This window comes from Acinetobacter seifertii, from assembly GCF_016064815.1.
Classification (GTDB): domain Bacteria; phylum Pseudomonadota; class Gammaproteobacteria; order Pseudomonadales; family Moraxellaceae; genus Acinetobacter; species Acinetobacter seifertii.
On sequence record NZ_CP065820.1, the window covers coordinates 2339262 to 2360372 of the forward strand.

Consider the following 21111-nt stretch of genomic DNA (forward strand, 5'->3'; position numbering starts at 1 on the left):
TCTTTATTAAAACCTGTGTTTATCACAGGTTTTTTATGAATAAAAATCCAGCTAATAAAAAACCGGTTATTTACATAACCGGTTTCTATAAATCAAACCCTAACGGGAATTATTTATAACGATCAACCATTTTCTCTAAAGAAATTGGGCGGATCTTATCAGCATTACCAGCTGTACCAAACGCTTCATAACGATCAATACAAATTTGCTTCATTGAATCTACAGTTTTAGCAAAGTATTTACGTGGATCAAATTCAGCTGGGTTTTCAGCCATAAACTGACGAATTGCACCAGTAGATGCTAAACGTAAGTCTGTATCAATATTGATCTTACGCACACCATGTTTAATTGCTTCTACAAGCTGTTCAACAGGCACACCATAAGTCTCTTTAATATCACCACCGAATTCATTGATCACTTTCAACCATTCTTGTGGTACAGAGCTTGAACCATGCATAACAAGGTGGGTATTTGGTAATGCCGCATGAATTTCTTTAATACGGTCAATTGCCAAGATATCGCCTGTAGGTGGACGTGTAAATTTATAAGCACCATGTGAAGTACCTACAGCAATCGCCAATGCATCTACATTGGTATCAGCAACAAACTGAGTCGCTTCCTCAACAGAAGTAAGAAGTTGTGAGTGATCAAGTACGCCTTCAGCACCAACACCATCTTCTTCGCCAGCCATACCAGTTTCAAGGCTACCTAAACAGCCAATCTCACCTTCAACAGAAACACCACATGCATGTGCTAAAGCAACAACATTACGAGTTACATCAACGTTGTATTCGTAAGATGTAGGTGTTTTACCATCTGTACCTAATGAACCGTCCATCATCACAGAGCTAAAGCCAAGCTGAATTGAACGTTGACAGATCTCAGGACTTGTACCATGGTCTTGGTGCATTACCACTGGAATGTGCGGCCATTCTTCAATTGCAGCCAAAATAAGATGGCGCAAGAATGGAGCGCCTGCATATTTGCGAGCTCCAGCTGATGCCTGAACAATCACAGGTGAATTGGTTGCATCCGCGGCAAGCATAATTGCACGCATTTGTTCTAAGTTATTTACGTTAAATGCTGGTACGCCGTAGTTATGTTCTGCAGCGTGATCCAAGAGCTGGCGCATTGAAATGAGTGCCATAATATCCTCCCAGGTAGTGCGGCTTATTCTACCTTGTCATTTATTTCAATTCAGCAACAAATCACAGTATTTCAAAAAAAATCCCTGCATTTGCAGGGACTTTTTAACAAAACACAACAAATTAATGAGTTTCTGAAGCAGCCGGCTCGCTAGAAGCGCTACCTTCAACCACATCGGTATTCTTTTCATCTAAAACTGGCTTATCAAGCGAATCAATTGTAGCTTGCTGTTCAGGAGTTACTTTATCAGCAACTGCTGTAGTAGAAGCAGCATCTTGCCCTGCATTAGAAGACTCTTCTTTTTTGCCACAAGCAGTCAACATCACTGGAACAATTAACAAAGCAGCTAAGGTAAGTTTTAAATTCATCACTATTTTCCACAATTGGTGATTTAGTGCTCATTATTTTATTTCAGAAATATGACAATTTAATGACTTATCCATGAAAAAAGGGTTGAATCCAACCCCTTCTTACTTTTACATATATGTATTATGCACGTTCTAATAAAACTGCAACTGCTGGTAAAGTTTTACCTTCAACGAACTCAAGGAATGCGCCACCACCAGTTGAAATATAGCCAATTTGGTCAGCAACATTATATTTATCAATCGCAGCAAGTGTATCACCACCGCCAGCAATCGAGAATGCATCAGATTCAGCAACAGCAAGAGAAAGTGCTTTAGTACCTTCGCCGAATTGATCAACTTCAAACACACCAACTGGGCCATTCCAAAGAATCGTTTTAGAAGTAGTCAAAATTTCTGCAAAAGCTTTAGCTGTTTCAGGACCAACATCTAAAATCATATCATTTGATGTTACATCTTCAACTTTCTTAACAACAGCTTCCGCTGCGGCTAAAGAACCCAAGAAATCTTCAAAATTAATTTGAGATGCATCAGCAACAACAACATCTGTAGGAAGCGGAACACTTACTTTAGCAGCAATCTGTTTTGCAGTTTCAACCAAATCAGCTTCGTATAAAGATTTACCAACGTTGTAACCAGCTGCCGCTAAGAAGGTGTTTGCGATACCCCCACCAACAATAAGCTGATCGCAAATAGTAGACAATGAGTTTAAAACATCAAGTTTTGTTGAAACTTTAGAACCAGCAACAATGGCAACCATTGGTTTTTCAGGTGTTTGCATTGCACGACCAAGTGCATCTAATTCAGCAGCTAGTAATGGGCCAGCAGCTGCAACAGGAGCAAAACGAGCAACACCTTCTGTAGAAGCTTCCGCACGGTGAGCAGTACCAAATGCATCCATAACAAATACATCACATAGAGCAGCATACTTTTGTGCAAGCTCAGGATTGTTCTTCTTTTCACCCACATTAAAACGAACATTTTCAAGCAAAACTACTTGCCCAGCCTGAACCTCTACACCATCAAGATAGTCAGTAAATAATTTAACTTCTTGGCCTAATGCTTCAGTTAAATATGCTGCAACTGGTGCAAGTGATTGTTCTGGCTTTGGCTCACCTTCAACAGGACGACCTAAATGCGAAAATACCATTACAGAAGCGCCTTTTTCTAAAGCAGCTTTAATTGTTGGAAGTGCTGCACGTAAACGAGCATCGCTGGTAATTACGCCATTTTTAACAGGAACGTTTAAATCTTCACGAATAAGTACACGTTTACCTGCTAAGTTAAGATCAGTCATACGCTGAAAATTCATGTAAAGCTCTCTTTATGATTTTAAAAACGCGCCAATTTTAAATGATTACATCAAAAAAGGTTAGTTTTTTTGCATAAAAGCTGTAGAAAGCCAAAGTTTTGATTATGATAGAGGTAGTAATCTAATATTTCATCCATTATGTCTATTCATCCAGATCCACAAATCAATCGTTTAAATGTTTTAGGTGAACCTTTAGCGAGCTGTTGTTTTGATCCTATTACTGGTTATTTTCGAAATGGTTTTTGCCATACAGCGGTAACAGATCTTGGACAACATACTGTATGTGCTCAAATGACTTCAGAGTTTTTAAATTTTTCACAAAAAATTGGAAATGATCTTATTACGCCTCTACCTGAGGCAGGCTTCCCAGGTTTACAGCCTGGCGACTTCTGGTGCATCTGTGTAACTCGCTGGGTTGAAGCTTATCAAGCTGGGCAAGCACCTCCCATCAAACTCCACGCTTGTCATCAAGCGGTATTAAGCTATGTTCCTTTAGATGTGTTAATGGAATTTGCAGTTTGATGAAGCAACCCAAAATTATCTTGGCATCGAGTAGTCAAACGCGTAAGGATTTGATGAATCGTTTAAGACTCGAATATACCTGTATTAGCCCAGATATTGATGAAAGTCCTTGTGGTGAGACTCATGCCGACGATTTAGCAAAAAGATTAGCATTTGCTAAAGCACAGCTTATAGCTCAACAGAATCCTCAAGCAATTGTAATTGGATCAGATCAGGTTGCATGGCGAGAACATGCACCTCATGATTTTATTGGTAAGCCATTAAACTTTGAAAATGCAAAAGCTCAATTAACGGCCAACTCTGGTAAAACAGTCTTTTTTAGTACAGCTTTAAGTGTCCAGTGCATTGAAAAGGGTTTTGAACACACTCTCATTGATCACTATCAAGTTAAATTCCGCAATCTAACCCAGTTTGAAATCGAAAGATATATCGAGTTAGACAAACCCCTCCATTGTGCGGGAAGTTTTAAGTGTGAAAGTCTAGGTATTAGTCTTTTTGAAAAAATGATAGGCCAAGATCAAACCACTTTAATGGGTTTACCCATGATTCAGCTTTGTCAGATTTTAAGACAGCTTGAACTTCAAATTCCTTAATATTTATTAGCTTATTTATAGGTTATCTCCATGACACAACCTTTAACCGTTTTAGGCGGCATTACTGCTGAACAATTTCTAACAGAATATTGGCAGAAAAAACCATTACTTGTGCGCAATGCCATGCCTGAAATTATTGGCATGTTAGAGCCAAATGATGTAAAAGAACTTGCTGTAGAAGATCATGTCAGTGCTCGTCTTATTCGTCAAAAAGATAAGAACCCAAATGAATGGCATTTAAAATCATCACCGCTAACCAAAGGTGACTTTCAAAAACTACCAAAATTATGGACGCTTTTAGTACAAGCAGTTGATCATTACTCATTTGATTTAGCCGAGTTATGGAAGAAGTTTCCTTTCATTCCACAATGGCGTCGTGATGATATTATGGTTTCTTATGCCCCTAAAGGTGGTTCAGTCGGAAAACATTTTGACTTTTATGACGTGTTCTTAGTTCAAGGCCACGGTCACCGTCGTTGGCAACTAGGACAAATGTGTGATGAAACTACTCAATTTGTACCTAATCAACCTTTAAGGCTTTTATCTGAAATCGATGTTCATTTTGACGAAGTTTTGGCTCCTGGAGACCTTTTATATGTTCCACCTGGATTATCTCACTATGGTGTTGCAGAAGATGAGTGTTTAACCTACTCATTTGGTTTTCGCATGCCTAATATTTCAGGCATGATCGATAGAATTAGCGATCAATTTGCTACCGATGAATTACTACAAAACCCAGTTGTAGATATTGCTCGGAAGAATATTTCTCAAGTTGGTGAAATCAATCCAGAAGAATTAGCTTATTTAAGAGATTTGGTTTTAGCTCAGTTGCAAAACTCATCAGTACTTGATGCTGCTATTATGGCCTACATGACTGAACCTAAATATCCAGACAATATTCCAGAACCTGATGAAATTGAAATTGAAGATTTAAATGCTATTTTGTCAGAAGGCTATGAATTATTACTAGAACCTGCTTCTCGCCTGCTTTATAAAGAACAAAATGGTGTTTTAAAGTTTTGGGGTAATGGAGAAGATTTACCAATTGTGGAATCTTTTGCCACTCAACTTAAAGCTATAGCTGACGGAAAAAGCATTCCTTTCAATAGCGAACTAAGCAGTTCGGATATTTTAGAGAATATTGTTCAATTATTAAATGATTCAATTCTCATGCTTCTACCTCCTGCGGAATAATATTAGCTAATCATCACGAAAGGAGAAATTTATAAATTTCTCCTTTTTTCTTTTATAAATACATGTTTAAATATACCATTCTTTAAACCCATGTTTATGGTTATTCGTTTATGGTATAAATCAATCTTGCTAAGTGAAAAAATGATCTATTACAGACTTTGTAAAATATAGAACTTTTTTTTAATAAATATAAAATTTATATTTAGAGCATTTGGCTTTATATCTTTTATTGTTTTCAAAAACGTATTTTTTTCTATCAATAACAATCAATACAATGTAAAATTGCGCGTTCGTGCTTTTTATTTATGCATTCCACCATTTAGGCTAAGAGCAAAATATTTGTGTGAGGCTATCAAAACATGTCAAAAAAAGATGACATCATTACCACTGCTTTAAGACTTTTTAACTCATATAGTTATAATTCTATAGGAGTAGATCGTATCATCAGTGAGTCTGGTGTAGCAAAAATGACATTTTATAAATACTTTCCTTCAAAAGAGAAACTTATTGAAGAGTGTTTATTGTTGAGAAACTCACTTTTGCAAAATTCTCTTACTGCTGCTATTTCCCAAGAAGATGAAAACAATCCATTAGCTCGTATTAAAGCAATATTTTTATGGTATTCAAATTGGTTTAATAGTGATGATTTTAATGGGTGTATGTTTCAAAAAGCCCTAGAAGAAGTATTAAAACAGTACCCTTCTACTCACCAACCTGCAACCTTATATAAAATATGGTTGACCCAGCTAATGCAAGACCTTCTTATTGAACTTAAAATTGAAGAGTCCCGCCCTTTAGCTTTACTTCTAGTCAATATTTTAGAAGGTATGACCATTCAAGCTCAAGTTGAACATGGTTCAGTAAAAATTTATGACTACTGGAAACGTGTGGAGAGATTAATTGAGTTTGAAAAAACTGCACATTAAAAAATAAAGCGTGATATTATTCTTCTTATGTTGTTGAATCTTCTTCTTATTCATCACGCTGCGTCTGAAAGTCATTCTAGTTTAGAGTTAGACTTCTTTTTGGAATAAGATTCCAAACCAGAATATACAGACCTGTCTGTACACGATCCATTATATCTTTAAAAAGTAAAAACTCAATCTTTTTTTATCGACTTTTTTGACATAAATCAGAATTAACTATTGATGAGAGTTAAAACAAGGATTGTTTACTTCAACTTTGTTTCATTTATACTTAACAATTACGCTTCTCACACAACGCAACACTTTTGACACAAAACAACTACAAATTCTTGTTTTACCTTAATAATGCTATATATTTATCAATTACACTTATAAACCTTTTCAACAAAAACAATTGGATTGATTAGTTTTGCTACATTCATTTCTGCAAGATCAATCTATACTATGCCAGCCATATTGATATAGGTATAAAGTATGAAAGATGGACTCCAAATTGAAGAAATGAAAAATGCGGCTGATTCTGTCGTAGGAACATTAAAGTCTTTAGCTAACACTGACCGTTTATTAATTTTATGTCACTTAGCTCATGAGGAGTTGAATGTCTCTCAGATCGAAGACAAAACACAAATTACCCAGCCCACCCTTTCACAACAATTGATGATGTTACGTAAAAGTGATGTTGTTTCAACCCGTCGTGATGGCAAACAAATTTTCTACTCTATAAAGGATGATAAGATGCATTCAATTTTAAATATGCTTTATCAGTTATATTGCATAAAGTAACTGATCTGCACTTATAAAATTATAATAATATTAATGTATTTCCTGAAATATGCGATTTTTCAACTTGGTAGCGGGTGTAGTTGTTCCAGCAAAGAGGATTGAAAATTCGCGTAGTTTTTCTAGTATTCAAATCTATTGAAAACAAAAATAATCTCTTCTATTTCTTTTTACATCTTTTATCTTCAACCATTCATTTACTAAATAACCAAGTCTACATAATTGGTTTATTGACTGTAATGTAAGCAAAACATCTTTCTTGGCACTTTAATAATATTATTTTAATATTTTAAAAACATATACTTAATATTACCACAGCTTATAAACCCGATTAGTTGCTATAAAAAAGCTTAAGATTCCGATCACTTAAGTATAAAATACTCCGCTTGTTCAACCTTTAGCCACGAATAGGTTAATAAGGCCTTTATATGCTTGAATTCTTTTCTCGATTAAGCTTAGTCACCAAAATTATTATTGCGATTGTTTTAGGGATAGGCGTTGCACTATTATTTCCAAACGTTACACCCTATCTAAGCTTGTTTGGTGAACTGTTCATTAAAGCATTGAAATCAGTTGCTCCTATTTTAGTTTTTGTATTGGTTCTTTCTTCTATTGCCAACTTCCAAGTAGGTCATAGTGCAAATTTACGTCCAGTCTTATTACTTTATGTTGTGGGCATGCTATTAGCTGCTTTTAGTGCGGTAATTGCTAGCTTGTCTTTTCCAAGTACCTTATTTCTCAACACTGTTTCACATAACAACCTACAAGCGCCAGGTAGCCTCGCTGATATATTAAAAAACTTGCTTTTAAGTTTTATTGCAAACCCAGTACAAGCGATTAGCGAAGCAAACTTTATTGGTATTCTTGCATGGGCAATTGGTCTCGGTTTGGCAATGCGCCACAGCTCAGATACCACTAAGCAAGTGATGCATGATGTTTCACATGCAGTGAGCGCGATTATCCATAAAGTGATTGCATTTGCTCCGGTGGGTATTTTTGGTTTAGTGGCAGTAACTTTTGCTGATGCCGGTTTAGCAACGCTTGAGAGCTATGCACAATTATTAGCTGTTCTACTAGGAACAATGCTTTTTGTTGCTCTTGTAGTTAATCCAATTTTAGTAGGTTTAACAATTCGTGGTAATCCATACCCACTCGTTTTTAAATGCTTAAAAGAAAGTGGTATTACGGCATTCTTTACACGTAGTTCAGCAGCTAACATTCCAGTTAACCTCGATTTAGCTGAGCGTTTAGGCGTTAACCCATCTACTGCAAGTGTTTCTATTCCTTTAGGTGCAACTGTTAACATGGCTGGTGCAGCTGTGACCATCACGGTACTTACGTTAGCAACCGTACATACATTAGGAATTCATGTTGATTTAGCAACCATGATTATTTTATCAGTAGTCGCTACAGTTTCAGCATGTGGAGCATCTGGTGTTGCAGGCGGTTCCCTACTTTTAATTCCAGTAGCTTGTAGTTTATTTGGTATTTCATCAGAAATTGCAATGCAAGTTGTTGCGGTAGGTATGATTATTAGTGTATTACAAGATTCAACGGAAACGGCTCTTAACTCATCTACTGATGTTTTATTTACAGCCGCAGTTGATATTCGCTCCAAACAAAACTCTTAGAGAACATGCCATTTCAACGTTTACCAAATTGGTTCCAAATTGGTGCCTTCTTACTGGCAATAAATGCCGGAATGATTAATGTATTAGGGCTAATCACCCTTTTACATCAGTCAGTTTCGCATATGACAGGTAATGTCAGTATGCTAGCGATGAGTTTGGTAAACTGGCAATTTGAACACATCATATATTTAGTACTTGTTATACTGTGTTATGTATGTGGATCATTTTATAGTGGCTTTATTTTAGGTAACAGTCATTTTAAATTAGGCCGTCGATATGGCCTTCCTTTAAGCTTAGTTGCTCTATTTATTTTTCTATGTTGGCTATTACTCCCTTATTTTCCCAAATATGGATTATTATGGGCTTGTGTCGCCATGGGATTACAAAATGCCATGGTCAGCCATTATAAAGGTACTATTATTCGGACCACTCATTTATCAGGTGTTTTGACAGACCTTGGTCTTGCACTTGGTTATATGGCACGTGGTTTAAAAGTTGAAAACCGTCGTATAATTTTGCATCTACTTATTTTTTCAGGTTTTCTGCTTGGTGGTATAATTGCTGCTTTAGTTCACCCCTACTTAAAATTGCAAGCATTTTTGCTTCCAGCAATTTTGAGTTTAACTCTCAGTATCTCGTATTGGGTTGTTTATTTTCACAGTTCTTCTTCAAATTCGGATTAAGTCATGGTTAAAAATGCCTTACAAGCTCAGTTACTCAAAGCTGGTTTAGTTGATAATAAAAAAGCGAAAAAGCTAACCAAACAAGCTCAACACGAGCAACGTACAGGCCAAAGTAATGAGGCAGAAATTAAGGCAAATATTGAAAAAGCTCAAAAAGAGAAACTAGCAAAAGATCAAGCTCTAAATTTAGAAAAACAGCAACAACTTGAAGAAAAAGCATTGAAAGCTTCAATCATTCAAATGATTAAGCAACACAAAATTATTGATTTTGCTGGCGATGTCGCTTATCAATTTATTGATGAAAATAAAGTTAAAAAAGTCTACCTATCTCAGCAAGTCTATAATGCCCTTGTAACAGGAAGCTTAGTGATTGCTAAAGATCAAGATCAGTATGCTTACCTTCCAAAGGCTTTAGCTGAAAAGATTGATCAAAAGATGCAAGGCTTTATTTTGATTAACAATGCAGAGAAAAACGAACAAACTACCGACGAAGAAGATCCATATGCAGCATATGTGATTCCAGATGACTTAATGTGGTAATTTTCTCAAGCCTTTATCAATTATGCGATAAAGGCTTATACTTTTTAAATTAATTATTAATATTTTATCAATTATTAAAAAAAACTATAAAAATTACATTCAGGTCAAATTCATTCACCACTTCATCTATTATTATCGATATAATGAATAAAACATTTTGTCTTTACCATGCCTTTTAGGCTTTTCCCGATTCCAACTTTATGTCTTGTCTAAATCATGTCAGTTTTAGCCAAAGATATAAAACATAAACTTTGATGTGTTTTCACACATATCCGAAAGATCAACATCTTTGTCGAACTTGATCTAACTGACTTTATTGCAAAATTAAATTGCGGAATTTTAATAAACTAGCTGATGTATAAAGGTAGTCATTCATGCTGAAGTGGTTTGAAAAACTTGTCGATCCTTATCCAACCAAAGGTCTGGATGAGCCCTTACCAACACGCTTTTTCCCATTTGTTTGGCAAGCTACTGAAGGTGTACGCCCATACTTACTGCTTCTTGTTATCTGTACAGCTGGTGCAGCGACATTTGAAGCATTGCTCTTTTCAAAAATTGGACAACTTGTAGACTGGTTAAGTAAAAGTCAACCTGAAAGTTTTTTAAGCCAACATGCTTCAAATATCCTCATTTTAATAAGTGTCTTATTTGCTAATATTTTATTTGTTAATATTCAATCCATTATAAAACATCAGATTTTATATAGCACTTTTCCAATGCGCTTACGTTGGCGCTTTCACAATCTTTTATTAAAACAAAGCCTAGATTTTTTCCATAATGATTTTGCAGGTCGCCTTTCAGCAAAGGTTATGCAAACAGCTCTAGCCATTCGCGAATTCTGGATTATTCTGGGCGATATGTTGGCTTACGTCAGCATTTACTTTATTACTGTTAGTATTGTTCTTGGTGCAATTTCACCGACTTTACTTATTCCACTTATGGTTTGGTTAGGCTTATTTTTATTAAGTGCTTGGTTCTTTATTCCGCGTTTAAGCAAAGTGTCACAACAACAAGCCGATGCACGTGCCGTAATGACTGGCCGTGTAACTGATGCCTATACAAATATTCAAACAGTTAAACTATTTGCCCATGCAGGCCGTGAAAGCCAATACGCAAAAGACTCAATGAAAGAGTTTATGACAACGGTCTATGCGCAAATGCGTTTAGGTACTTTTTTTGAAGTTAGTATTAATATGCTTTCTGCTGTTTTATTTGTAGGCGTGATTGGTACCGCAGTTTGGTTATGGACTCAAGGTTTAGCGGCTTTAGGGGTTATTGCTGCAACCACAGCCATGATTTTAAAACTTAATAGTATGGCTGAGTTTATGATGTGGCATATGTCAGCATTATTTGAAAATGTTGGAACCATTCAAGATGGCATGCAAACACTCGGCAAAAAAATCAATATTCAAGACAAACCAGAAGCAAAACCACTTGCAGTAAAACAAGGTGAAATCGTATTTAAAGATGTCACTTTTGCCTATAACAATAAAAATGTTATCGATCACTTTAATCTACATATTAAAGCAGGTGAAAAGATCGGTATTGTTGGGCGCTCAGGTGCAGGTAAGTCTACTCTCATCCAATTACTTTTACACTTCTATCATCTTAAAGAAGGTGCAATTTTAATTGATGGACAAAATATTGAAGATGTTACACAAGATAGTTTGAGAGCGAATATTGCTTTAGTTACTCAAGACACGTCCCTACTACATCGCTCAGTTGCCGAGAACATTAAATATGGTCGTCCAGATGCAACTGATCACGATATGCAAAGTGCTGTTCATAAAGCTAAAGCAGCTGAGTTTATTCCCCAGCTTGTAGACCTAAAGGGTCGTTCTGGTTATGAAGCACAAGTTGGTGAACGTGGTGTCAAACTTTCAGGCGGTCAAAGACAACGTATCGCTATTGCACGTGTTTTCCTAAAAGATGCACCAATTTTAATATTAGATGAAGCAACAAGTGCACTAGATTCTGAAGTTGAAGCAGCCATTCAGTCTAGTTTAAATGACCTGATGGTTGATAAAACGGTTATTGCAATTGCTCACCGTTTGTCTACCATTGCTCAAATGGACCGTTTAATTGTTCTTGATGAAGGTAAAATTGCAGAGCAAGGTACGCATGAAGAATTAATTGCCAAAAATGGTATATACGCACAATTATGGAAACGTCAAACTGGTGGCTTTCTTATTGAGCAAAAAGTAGTACAGGGTCAAGATTAATGCTTTATTTAGAAGATTTAAAAGTTGGTGATCGTTTTATTAGTCGTGAATATGAAATTACACTAGATGAAATTAAACAGTTTGCAAGCCAGTATGACCCCCAACCTTTTCATACAAATGAAGAGCTAGCTAAAGAAGACCCTATCTTTAAAGGCATTGCTGCCAGTGGATGGCATACTTCTGCAATTACGATGCGTTTATGGACAGAGTGTATGCCAATTCATGGCGGACTAGTAGGTTCAGAGTCTAGTCTGCGGTGGCCACGTCCAACACGACCAGGTGATCGTATTCATGTTGAAGCTGAAATTTCCGCCATTACACCATCCAAAACAAAATTGGATCGTGGTATTGTAAGTTACGTTACACAAGCCTTAAATCAACATGGGGATGTTTTACTTATTTCGACGACGAAAATCGTTGTCTTTAAAAAGAATGTTTAATGAATCGTTGATATGATTGTCTAACAGTTTTTATAAACTCAAATTATATTTCATGACAAGATGTGTAAGAAATGCACGTAGAGAATTGATGAGAGCAACGGAACGCATATGAAAATTACCTCAGCTCGTCAAGATCAAGGTATTCCAGGAGTCTATGGCTTATTGCTTTTAGATGTTGTTTCACGTTGGGGATACAACGATGAGACTTTATTTGCTCCTTTTCATCTTACTAGTGAGCAATTGGCCGACCCTGAGTATCGTATTTCAACACCTGTAGCAAATGAACTGGTTAAACATGCCTTAAATCTCACTGGTGAAAGTACATTAGGTTTCCATATTGGCACCCAAATGCGCATTTCGATTCATGGATTTATTGGTTACGCAATAATGACAGCAAAGGATATTACAGAAGCGATTGCTCTTGCTGCTCGTTTTATCCAGTTACGCTTACCCTTTCTACAACTCTATTTTTCTACATTTGGCCCCAAAGCCACATTACAGTTGCAATGTGATATTGAATTAGAGCCACTTCGCACCGAAATTGTTTTAGGCTTAACGATTGGCATCATGACGATGGCAAAAGCAATGACAGGTATCGAAGATTTAGCAGGTGATGTTGATTTAGACTTTCCTGAACCAGCAGGCTTTGATAAATATAAAAGTAAATTAAGCAGCACTATTCGTTTTAATCAACCTCATTTAATTTCTAGCTTTGATAAAAAATATTTAAGTCTTAAATTAATTAATTCAGATCCAATTGCCAGTCAAATCGCCATTAATCAATGTGAAGCGGAACTATCAGCTTTAGGCGAACGTCGCCGTTTGGCAATGCGTGTCCGTGATATTCTAAGTAATTCTGAACAACATTACTTAAGCATAGAAAATGTAGCAGAATACTTACACATGTCAGATCGTACTTTAAAACGACAGTTGGCTGCTGAAGGAACATCATTTTCAACATTAGTAGATGAAGTCAGATATCGTCATGCGACTTCATTACTTTCACGTACAGATTATAGTCTTGAACAAATTGCGGATGAACTTGGTTACTCCGATGTCGCAAATTTCAGCCGTGCTTTTAAACGCTGGAGTGGCCGTAGTCCAAGCAACTGGCGTAAAGACCCCTATTTATAATGTTATTAAAATATTGGACACAAGCTTAAGGAGTTGTCATGAACCACCCTTCAGAATTGAAGTATGCACGTACACATGAGTGGGTAAAAATTGAAGGAGACCTCGTTATTACAGGGATTACTGACCATGCACAAGATGAACTTGGAGACTTGGTGTATGTTGAAACTCCGGAAGTTGGCAGCAAAGTAACAGCTGGCGAACAAGCTGGAGTAGTTGAATCAGTTAAAACGGCCTCTGATATCCACGCTCCTGTATCTGGTACTGTAGTAGAAGTAAATACAGACCTTGAAGATGATCCAGATTTCGTAAATGAAGACCCATATGGCAAGGGATGGATTTATAAAATCAAGCCAGAAAACATGGCAGATGTTGAAAAACTGTTAACAAATGCAGAATATGAAGCTGGTCTATAAAAGTTAGCAACGCTTTCAGTATTTGATAAAAACCAGTTTACTTTTAAACTGGTTTTTTTATACATGTATAAATTAGCTATAAAGCCTGATGAATAGGAGCACTGACATGACAAGACTTGTTGTATTTTCTGGTGCAGGTATGAGTGCAGAAAGTGGAATTAGTACTTTTCGCGACAGTAATGGCCTATGGGAAAATTATGATATACAACAAGTAGCCACTCCAGAAGCTTGGAACAAAAACCCGGCTTTAGTCCAACGGTTTTATAACGAACGCCGTAAAAATATTTTAGAAGCTCAGCCAAATGAAGCTCATCAGTACATTGCCAAACTACAAACTCATTTTGATGTACAGGTTATTACGCAAAATATTGATGATTTACATGAGCGTGCTGGTAGCCACAGCGTCTTGCATCTACATGGTAATATTCGACTAGCAAAAAGCTCGGGACCAGATGCACAATATACAACTCAGTTTTATGAGATTAATGGTTGGAAGTTAGATTTAGAACATGACTTTTGCCCGAATGGTTATCCACTTCGTCCTCATGTAGTTTGGTTTGGTGAAGCAGTTCCAGCATTTGAAGAAGCCATCAAGCAAGTACAGGAAGCAGATATTTTCATTGTTATTGGTTCAACCTTAAGTGTTTATCCTGTTGCTGCTTTAGTTCATGAAATTCCTAATTACACTGAAGCCTACTATATAGATCCCCAAGCAGATCATTCTCGTGTTCCATCTCAATATAAACTATTAAATATGACAGCCACAGAAGGTATGAAAGAGCTATTTCATCAGTTGACGAACTGATATTTTCATAGTTTTTACTGCAGATTTCGTCTTTAGAGTAGTCTCTTCATCTAAAATTGATTTAAAAACACTCAACTCATATCAATTTTTCTTGTAGTGAATATATTGTCATTGCTAATTTTGTAACCAAACATGCTATTTTATTCTCAAAATTTACCATTTCTATAATTTTTGAAAATTTATAAGAATTATGCATGCCCTATAAGATATTGATTAAGATTAATTTAATTTATAATGTAACTAGAATTACATTGGTTTACATAAAAATACATAAAATACATCACAAAGATAACAGAGCAAAAAAATTCTTTTGTGGTTGAATCTCAACCTCTTGAAATGCCGTACAAGAAAACAGCGACCTGGATTAGGTTACAATCACGGATTATGGATATAAGGACACACATCCATTATGAGTTATTTTGATCCCACCCTCATCATGTTTATGGTGTACATCGTAGCAATGGTACTTATTGGCTTATTCGCCTACCGTGCTACAAGCGACTTCTCTGATTATATTCTTGGTGGTCGTAGTTTAGGCAGTTTCGTTACTGCATTATCCGCAGGCGCATCAGACATGAGTGGTTGGTTACTCATGGGCTTACCAGGAGCAATTTATCTTTCTGGTTTATCTGAGGCGTGGATTGCAATTGGTCTAATTATCGGTGCTTGGCTTAACTGGTTACTGGTTGCTGGTCGATTACGCGTTCATACTGAAATCCAAAATAATGCACTCACTCTGCCCGACTATTTTACAAGTCGATTTGATGACCAGAAAAAGATTCTTCGTATTTTCTCTGCCGTTATTATCTTGGTTTTCTTCGCAATTTACTGTGCCTCAGGTATGGTAGCTGGCGCACGTTTATTTGAAAATTTATTTGGTATGTCATATACCACCGCAGTCTGGTTAAGTGCTATTGCAACAATCAGTTATGTTTGTATTGGTGGGTTCTTAGCCATTAGCTGGACCGATACTTTCCAAGCTGGCTTAATGATTTTTGCTCTTTTACTCACCCCAATCGTAACTTACCTTGCAATTGGTGATACGACTCACTTTGTAACGCTCATTGAAACTGCTCGTCCGCATGCATTTAATATTGTTTCAGATTTAAGTGTGGTGGCTGTTTTATCCTCCATGGCATGGGGCTTAGGCTATTTTGGTCAACCGCATATCCTAGTACGTTTCATGGCCGCTGATTCTGTAAAATCAATTCCTGCTGCTCGTCGTATCGGCATGACTTGGATGATTTTATGTTTAGTTGGTGCTGTTGGTGCTGGTTTCTTCGGTATCGCATATTTTGAGCAACACCCTGAATTAGCAGCAGTTGTAAGCAAAAATCCTGAAACTGTATTCATGGAATTGACTAAAATTTTATTCAATCCTTGGATTGTGGGTATCATTTTGGCTGCAATTTTAGCTGCTGTTATGAGCACGCTAAGCTGTCAACTTTTAGTATGTTCAAGTGCTTTAACTGAAGATTTATACAAAGGTTTCCTTCGTAAAAATGCATCTCAAAAAGAGCTTGTGTGGGTTGGTCGAGTTATGGTTCTTGCGATTGCAGTTCTTGCAATTGTGCTTGCAGGTAATCCTGACAGTAAAGTTCTTGGTCTTGTTGCCTATGCATGGGCTGGTTTCGGCGCTGCATTTGGTCCGCTTATTATCTTGTCATTATTCTGGAAACGTATGAATTTACAAGGTGCTTTAGCGGGTATGATCGTTGGTGCTGTTGTAGTGATTGGCTGGAAGAATCTTTTCGCAAGTACTGGTGTTTACGAAATTATTCCTGGTTTTATTCTTGCATTTATCAGCATTATTGTAGTGAGTCTTTTAACTAAAGCGCCAAACACAACAGTAACTGGACGCTTTGAAGAAGCAGATGAACTCTACAAAGAAAGTGTATAAAAATGAGTAAAATAAAAAGGGGCTTAGGCCCCTTTTTATTTGCTTTTAGTTTTGATTTTAATTTTTGAAGTATCTTTGACTACTTGCATTACAGGGTAACTACGGGTTTCTTTTACCCCTGGTAATTGCCATAGTACCTGCCCAGCAATACGTCTAAACTCCTCCATGCTGCCACTTCTTAACTTAATTAAGAAATCAAATCCGCCACTCACCATATGGCATTCAACGATTTCTGGATAATGCACGACAGCATCAATAAACTCGTCTAAAACGTTAGGTGTTGTTTTATCAAGCAAGACCTCAACAAACACTAAAAAATTTGCATTCAGTTTGATTGGATTCAATTTTGCTTCATAGCCCAAGATGAATTCATCTTTTGTTAACTTCTGCACCCGAGCCATAACAGCGGTTGGAGATAAGTTCACCATTTCGGCTAATTTACTATTAGAAATTCGCCCATCTGTTTGAAGAATATCCAAAATTTTTAAATCAGTGCGATCAAGGCTTAATAATGGGCCATTCATCTGAATTTTCCTCTAAAAAATAGGCTAAATATAGTGAGTTATTCGGTGTTTCTTCTGTAATCATAAATTATCTAAACCTCTCTACTCAAGATGAGTTTATGAGAGTCGGTTGTCGGAAATAGATATGAACACAATGGATACTTTTCATCAAATGGATAAATCTCACCAAGGCTATATCACCGAATTCAATGATAAAAGTGAGTTTGAACAACGCATTAATACAGCTTGGCGTCGTGCTGAACCGGAAGCTGTAGAAGAGCTATTACAAGCTGCTGCGGTATCTGATGATTTAGATCATAAAATTTATGAACTTGCATTTAATCTTGCCCATAACTTACGTGAACGTAAAACCTCTTCGGGTAAAGCTGGTATTGTTCAAGGGTTATTACAAGAATTCTCTCTTTCTTCTCAAGAAGGCGTGGCGCTTATGTGCCTCGCTGAAGCTTTGCTTCGTATTCCAGACTCTGCAACACGTGATTTGCTTATCCGAGATAAAATCAATCAAGGTAACTGGAAAGAACACGTTGGTCAAAGTAGCTTAATGTTTGTAAATGCTGCTGCATGGGGCCTTATGTTAACTGGTAAGCTTATGGAAACCCCAAAGCAAACCAGTCTTTCAAGTGTACTTACTGGCCTTTTAGCCCGTAGTGGACGTGGCATTATTCGTAAAGCAGTTGATGTTGCAATGCGTATGATGGGTGAACAGTTTGTAACTGGGGAAACTATTGAAGAAGCTGTAGACCACGCAAAAGTGCTTGAAGATAAAGGCTTCCGTTATTCGTACGACATGCTAGGTGAAGCAGCTTTAACTGACCATGACGCTGAACGCTACTTTAACGATTATACGCAAGCTATCCATGCAATTGGTAAAGCGTCTAATGGTAAAGGTGTTTATGATGGCCCGGGTATTTCAATTAAGCTTTCTGCCTTACACCCTCGTTATCAACGTGCGCAAATTGAACGTGTTCATCAAGAACTTTACGGCAAAGTATTTGAACTCGCTCGTTTAGCCAAACACTACAACATTGGTTTAAATATCGATGCTGAAGAATCAGAGCGTTTAGAAATTTCGCTTGAATTACTCGAACGTCTTTGCTTCGAGCCAGAACTAGCCAACTGGAAAGGTATTGGATTCGTTATTCAAGCTTACCAAAAACGCTGCTTCTTTGTAGTTGATTATATTATCGACCTTGCTAAACGCAGTCAAAAACGTCTCATGATTCGTCTTGTAAAAGGTGCATATTGGGACAGCGAAATCAAGAAAGCTCAAATCGAAGGTATGGATGACTACCCTGTCTTCACTCGTAAAGTACATACAGATTTATCTTATATTGCTTGTGCTAAAAAATTACTTGCAGCCCCTGAGTTCATCTATCCACAATTTGCAACTCATAATGCTCAAACATTGGCAACGATTTATCATTTAGCTGATCCAAGCAAATATTATGCTGGTCAATATGAGTTCCAATGCTTACACGGTATGGGTGAACCACTTTATGAACAAGTTGTGGGTCCTCGTGAGCAAAATAAATTAGGCGTACCATGCCGTATTTATGCTCCGGTTGGTAACCATGAAACTTTGTTAGCTTATTTAGTTCGTCGTTTACTCGAAAATGGTGCAAACACTTCATTTGTTAACCGTATTGCCGATAAAACACTTAAAGTTGAAGATCTCATTCAATCTCCAATTTACGATATACGCAATACCGCTAAACTTGAGGGTTCAGTTGGTTTAAAACATCCATCAATTCCTCTTCCTTTAGATATGTATGGGTCACTTCGTAAAAATTCTAAAGGCTATGATTTAGCAAATGATACTCCACTTGCAGCTTTAGATAACACAGCTCAACAGCTCCGTAATCGTATTTGGCAAAGCCATCCATTACTAGGAAATAACGCTTCATCAGAACAAGGCCATTCCGTTGCAATTACAAACCCAGCACAAAATGATGAAATTGTTGGATATGTACAAGAAGCTGATCTTAATGATGTAGAAATTGCATTGAATGCAGCTGAACAAATACAAATTGAATGGGCAAATACACCCAAAGATCAACGCGCACAATATTTAAAAAGTGCAGCTGACCTTATGGAAAGCCGTATTCAAGAGTTAATGGTATTACTTTGCCGTGAAAGTGGTAAAACTTATGCCAATGCCATTGCAGAAGTTCGTGAAGCTGTAGACTTCTTACGATACTACGCAACTCAAGTTGAGAGTCTTCCTGCAAATACAACGATTCAGCCGCTTGGTACTGTACTTTGTATTAGTCCATGGAACTTTCCTCTTGCAATTTTCTCTGGTCAAATTGCTGCGGCATTAGTCAGTGGTAACTGCGTTATTGCAAAACCTGCTGAACAAACACCATTAATTGCTGCTCAAGCAGTGCAAATTTTATGGGAAGTTGGTATTCCACATGGTGCTGTACAGCTACTTCCTGGTCGTGGTGAAACAGTTGGTGCTCAGCTTAGCCAAGATCGACGCATTGATGGCATCATGTTTACTGGCTCGACCGAAGTTGCAAAAATTTTGCAGAAAACAGTAGCAAAACGCTTGGCTGCTAATGGTCAATCTATTCCTCTCATTGCAGAGACTGGTGGTCAGAATGCAATGATTGTGGACTCATCTGCATTAACGGAACAAGTTGTACTTGATGTTGTAAGTTCTGCATTTGATAGCGCAGGTCAACGTTGCTCTGCTTTGCGTATTTTATGTGTACAAGAAGATAGTGCTGCAACCGTTATCAAAATGCTTAAAGGTGCAATGCAACAGTTAATTGTTGGTAACCCTGCTATTTTAAAAACGGATATTGGTCCTGTTATTGATGAAGAAGCAAAACAGACAATTGATCAACATATCCAAAAAATGAAGTCTAAGGGCTATCCAGTACATCAACTGATGTTTGGTGCAACTAACCAAAATGAATTGAGCAAAGGAACTTTTGTTGTACCGACAGCAATTGAGCTACCTAACCTCGATGACTTACAACGCGAAGTTTTTGGTCCTGTTTTACACATCATTACCTATAAGTACGGCGAGCTTGAACAACTTATCTCACGTATTAATGCCAAAGGTTATGGTTTAACAATGGGTCTGCATACTCGTATTGATGAAACCATCCAAACCGTTATTCAACATGCTGAAGTTGGTAACCTTTATATCAACCGTAATATTGTTGGTGCTGTTGTTGGTGTTCAACCATTTGGTGGTGAAGGTTTATCTGGTACAGGTCCGAAAGCTGGTGGCCCGCTTTATATGTATCGCTTAATGCAAAATTGTTCAAATAAAGTATTAGCAACACCATTTGCTATGAAAAATGAACAAACTGTATATGAAGGTTTTAACCGAGCGGTTTATCAGAGCTTACAAAACTGGGCGAAACAGCATTTACCTCAAGCAAATCGTGATATTGAACCATTTGGTGTAGGCAAGTTTTATGAGTTACAAGGCCCTACTGGGGAAAGTAACCAATATATTATTTTGCCGCGTCACCGTGTGCTTTCAATTGCTGACACTGAAGAAAATCAATTACATCAATTGCTCGCAATTTTTGCAGTGGGTAGCCAAGCTACTGTAATGCCAAATAGTCCATTGCTGGTAAAACATAAACAAACGTTGCCAAAAGATGTACTTGATGCAATTACTACAGTTAAAAACATTACGTCAGATAATTTTGATGCTGTTTTACATCATGGCAATCGTGAAGAGGTTCTTTCATTACAGCAAGAAATTGCTAGCCGCTCAGGCGCAATTGTTGGCATTACACATGTTGAATCCAATGAATCGATTCCACTTGAACGTTTAGTAATTGAACGTGCAATTAGTGTGAATACAGCCGCTGCTGGTGGTAATGCAAGCTTAATGACTATGTCTGACTAACGCATAATTTATTTAAAAAGCCCAAATCTCAGTATTTGGGCTTTTTTATTTAATGAAGTAATCTATTTTTAAATATATAAATTTTATAGATTAGAGAGTTTCGT

General features: G+C 37.1%; 19 protein-coding genes. 15 read left to right on the forward strand and 4 right to left on the reverse strand.

Features of this window, described 5'->3' with window-relative positions; genetic code table 11:
- Window positions 1-109: 109 nt before the first annotated feature.
- The 3 genes from fba to I8T81_RS10820 all read right to left on the reverse strand — a co-directional run bounded on the left by fba (window position 110) and on the right by I8T81_RS10820 (window position 2823).
- Window positions 110-1147 carry a class II fructose-bisphosphate aldolase gene (gene fba / locus I8T81_RS10810; RefSeq protein WP_004702014.1) on the reverse strand — a complete coding sequence of 346 codons (1038 nt, stop codon included), beginning with the start codon at window positions 1145-1147 and terminating at the stop codon, window positions 110-112.
- 121 nt (window positions 1148-1268) lie between these two features.
- Window positions 1269-1514 carry a hypothetical protein gene (locus I8T81_RS10815; protein WP_198071136.1) on the reverse strand — a complete coding sequence of 82 codons (246 nt, stop codon included), beginning with the start codon at window positions 1512-1514 and terminating at the stop codon, window positions 1269-1271.
- Between the two features lie 121 nt (window positions 1515-1635).
- Window positions 1636-2823 carry a phosphoglycerate kinase gene (locus I8T81_RS10820; protein WP_198071138.1) on the reverse strand — a complete coding sequence of 396 codons (1188 nt, stop codon included), beginning with the start codon at window positions 2821-2823 and terminating at the stop codon, window positions 1636-1638.
- 138 nt (window positions 2824-2961) lie between these two features.
- Here I8T81_RS10820 and I8T81_RS10825 point away from each other — a divergent pair, with 138 nt between their 5' ends.
- The 14 genes from I8T81_RS10825 to putP all read left to right on the forward strand — a co-directional run bounded on the left by I8T81_RS10825 (window position 2962) and on the right by putP (window position 16606).
- On the forward strand, window positions 2962-3345 hold the full coding sequence (locus I8T81_RS10825) for a DUF2237 family protein (RefSeq protein WP_004702019.1): 384 nt from the start codon (window positions 2962-2964) through the stop codon (window positions 3343-3345).
- On the forward strand, window positions 3345-3938 hold the full coding sequence (locus I8T81_RS10830; RefSeq protein WP_134261614.1) for a Maf family protein: 594 nt from the start codon (window positions 3345-3347) through the stop codon (window positions 3936-3938). The genes I8T81_RS10825 and I8T81_RS10830 overlap by 1 nt, the downstream gene beginning before the upstream one ends.
- Window positions 3939-3968: 30 nt before the next feature.
- On the forward strand, window positions 3969-5132 hold the full coding sequence (locus I8T81_RS10835) for a ribosomal protein uL16 3-hydroxylase (protein ID WP_198071140.1): 1164 nt from the start codon (window positions 3969-3971) through the stop codon (window positions 5130-5132).
- 359 nt (window positions 5133-5491) lie between these two features.
- Window positions 5492-6058 (forward strand): TetR/AcrR family transcriptional regulator, encoded by a 567-nt coding sequence (locus tag I8T81_RS10840; RefSeq protein ID WP_019458976.1) that lies wholly within the window; start codon window positions 5492-5494, stop codon window positions 6056-6058.
- Between the two features lie 474 nt (window positions 6059-6532).
- A complete protein-coding gene (locus tag I8T81_RS10845; RefSeq protein ID WP_004702027.1) occupies window positions 6533-6841 on the forward strand; it encodes an ArsR/SmtB family transcription factor in 309 nt (102 codons plus the stop codon).
- A 425-nt stretch (window positions 6842-7266) separates the two neighbouring features.
- Window positions 7267-8469, forward strand: a complete 1203-nt coding sequence (gene sstT, locus I8T81_RS10850) for a serine/threonine transporter SstT (protein ID WP_019458975.1) — start codon at window positions 7267-7269, stop codon at window positions 8467-8469.
- A gap of 5 nt (window positions 8470-8474) precedes the next feature.
- Window positions 8475-9152, forward strand: a complete 678-nt coding sequence (locus tag I8T81_RS10855; protein ID WP_019458974.1) for a YoaK family protein — start codon at window positions 8475-8477, stop codon at window positions 9150-9152.
- A 3-nt stretch (window positions 9153-9155) separates the two neighbouring features.
- Window positions 9156-9692, forward strand: a complete 537-nt coding sequence (locus tag I8T81_RS10860) for a DUF2058 domain-containing protein (protein ID WP_198071142.1) — start codon at window positions 9156-9158, stop codon at window positions 9690-9692.
- A gap of 374 nt (window positions 9693-10066) precedes the next feature.
- Entirely contained in the window at window positions 10067-11914 is a 1848-nt protein-coding gene (locus tag I8T81_RS10865) for an ABC transporter ATP-binding protein (RefSeq protein WP_198071144.1), read from the forward strand.
- Window positions 11914-12354, forward strand: coding sequence for a MaoC family dehydratase (locus tag I8T81_RS10870; protein ID WP_019458972.1), 441 nt, complete (start codon window positions 11914-11916; stop codon window positions 12352-12354). The genes I8T81_RS10865 and I8T81_RS10870 overlap by 1 nt, the downstream gene beginning before the upstream one ends.
- 108 nt (window positions 12355-12462) lie before the next feature.
- Window positions 12463-13488: an AraC family transcriptional regulator gene (locus tag I8T81_RS10875; protein ID WP_198071145.1), complete on the forward strand. Its 1026-nt coding sequence runs from the start codon at window positions 12463-12465 to the stop codon at window positions 13486-13488.
- A gap of 38 nt (window positions 13489-13526) precedes the next feature.
- Window positions 13527-13901: a glycine cleavage system protein GcvH gene (gene gcvH / locus I8T81_RS10880; protein WP_198071147.1), complete on the forward strand. Its 375-nt coding sequence runs from the start codon at window positions 13527-13529 to the stop codon at window positions 13899-13901.
- 106 nt (window positions 13902-14007) lie between these two features.
- Window positions 14008-14706, forward strand: a complete 699-nt coding sequence (locus I8T81_RS10885; RefSeq protein ID WP_198071149.1) for an SIR2 family NAD-dependent protein deacylase — start codon at window positions 14008-14010, stop codon at window positions 14704-14706.
- A 409-nt stretch (window positions 14707-15115) separates the two neighbouring features.
- On the forward strand, window positions 15116-16606 hold the full coding sequence (gene putP / locus I8T81_RS10890) for a sodium/proline symporter PutP (protein ID WP_039255217.1): 1491 nt from the start codon (window positions 15116-15118) through the stop codon (window positions 16604-16606).
- 35 nt (window positions 16607-16641) lie between these two features.
- Here the strand turns inward: putP and I8T81_RS10895 are convergent, their stop codons facing one another.
- On the reverse strand, window positions 16642-17130 hold the full coding sequence (locus I8T81_RS10895; RefSeq protein WP_004702048.1) for an Lrp/AsnC ligand binding domain-containing protein: 489 nt from the start codon (window positions 17128-17130) through the stop codon (window positions 16642-16644).
- Between the two features lie 124 nt (window positions 17131-17254).
- Here I8T81_RS10895 and putA point away from each other — a divergent pair, with 124 nt between their 5' ends.
- Window positions 17255-21007 carry a trifunctional transcriptional regulator/proline dehydrogenase/L-glutamate gamma-semialdehyde dehydrogenase gene (putA, locus tag I8T81_RS10900; protein WP_198071151.1) on the forward strand — a complete coding sequence of 1251 codons (3753 nt, stop codon included), beginning with the start codon at window positions 17255-17257 and terminating at the stop codon, window positions 21005-21007.
- Window positions 21008-21111: the final 104 nt, after the last annotated feature.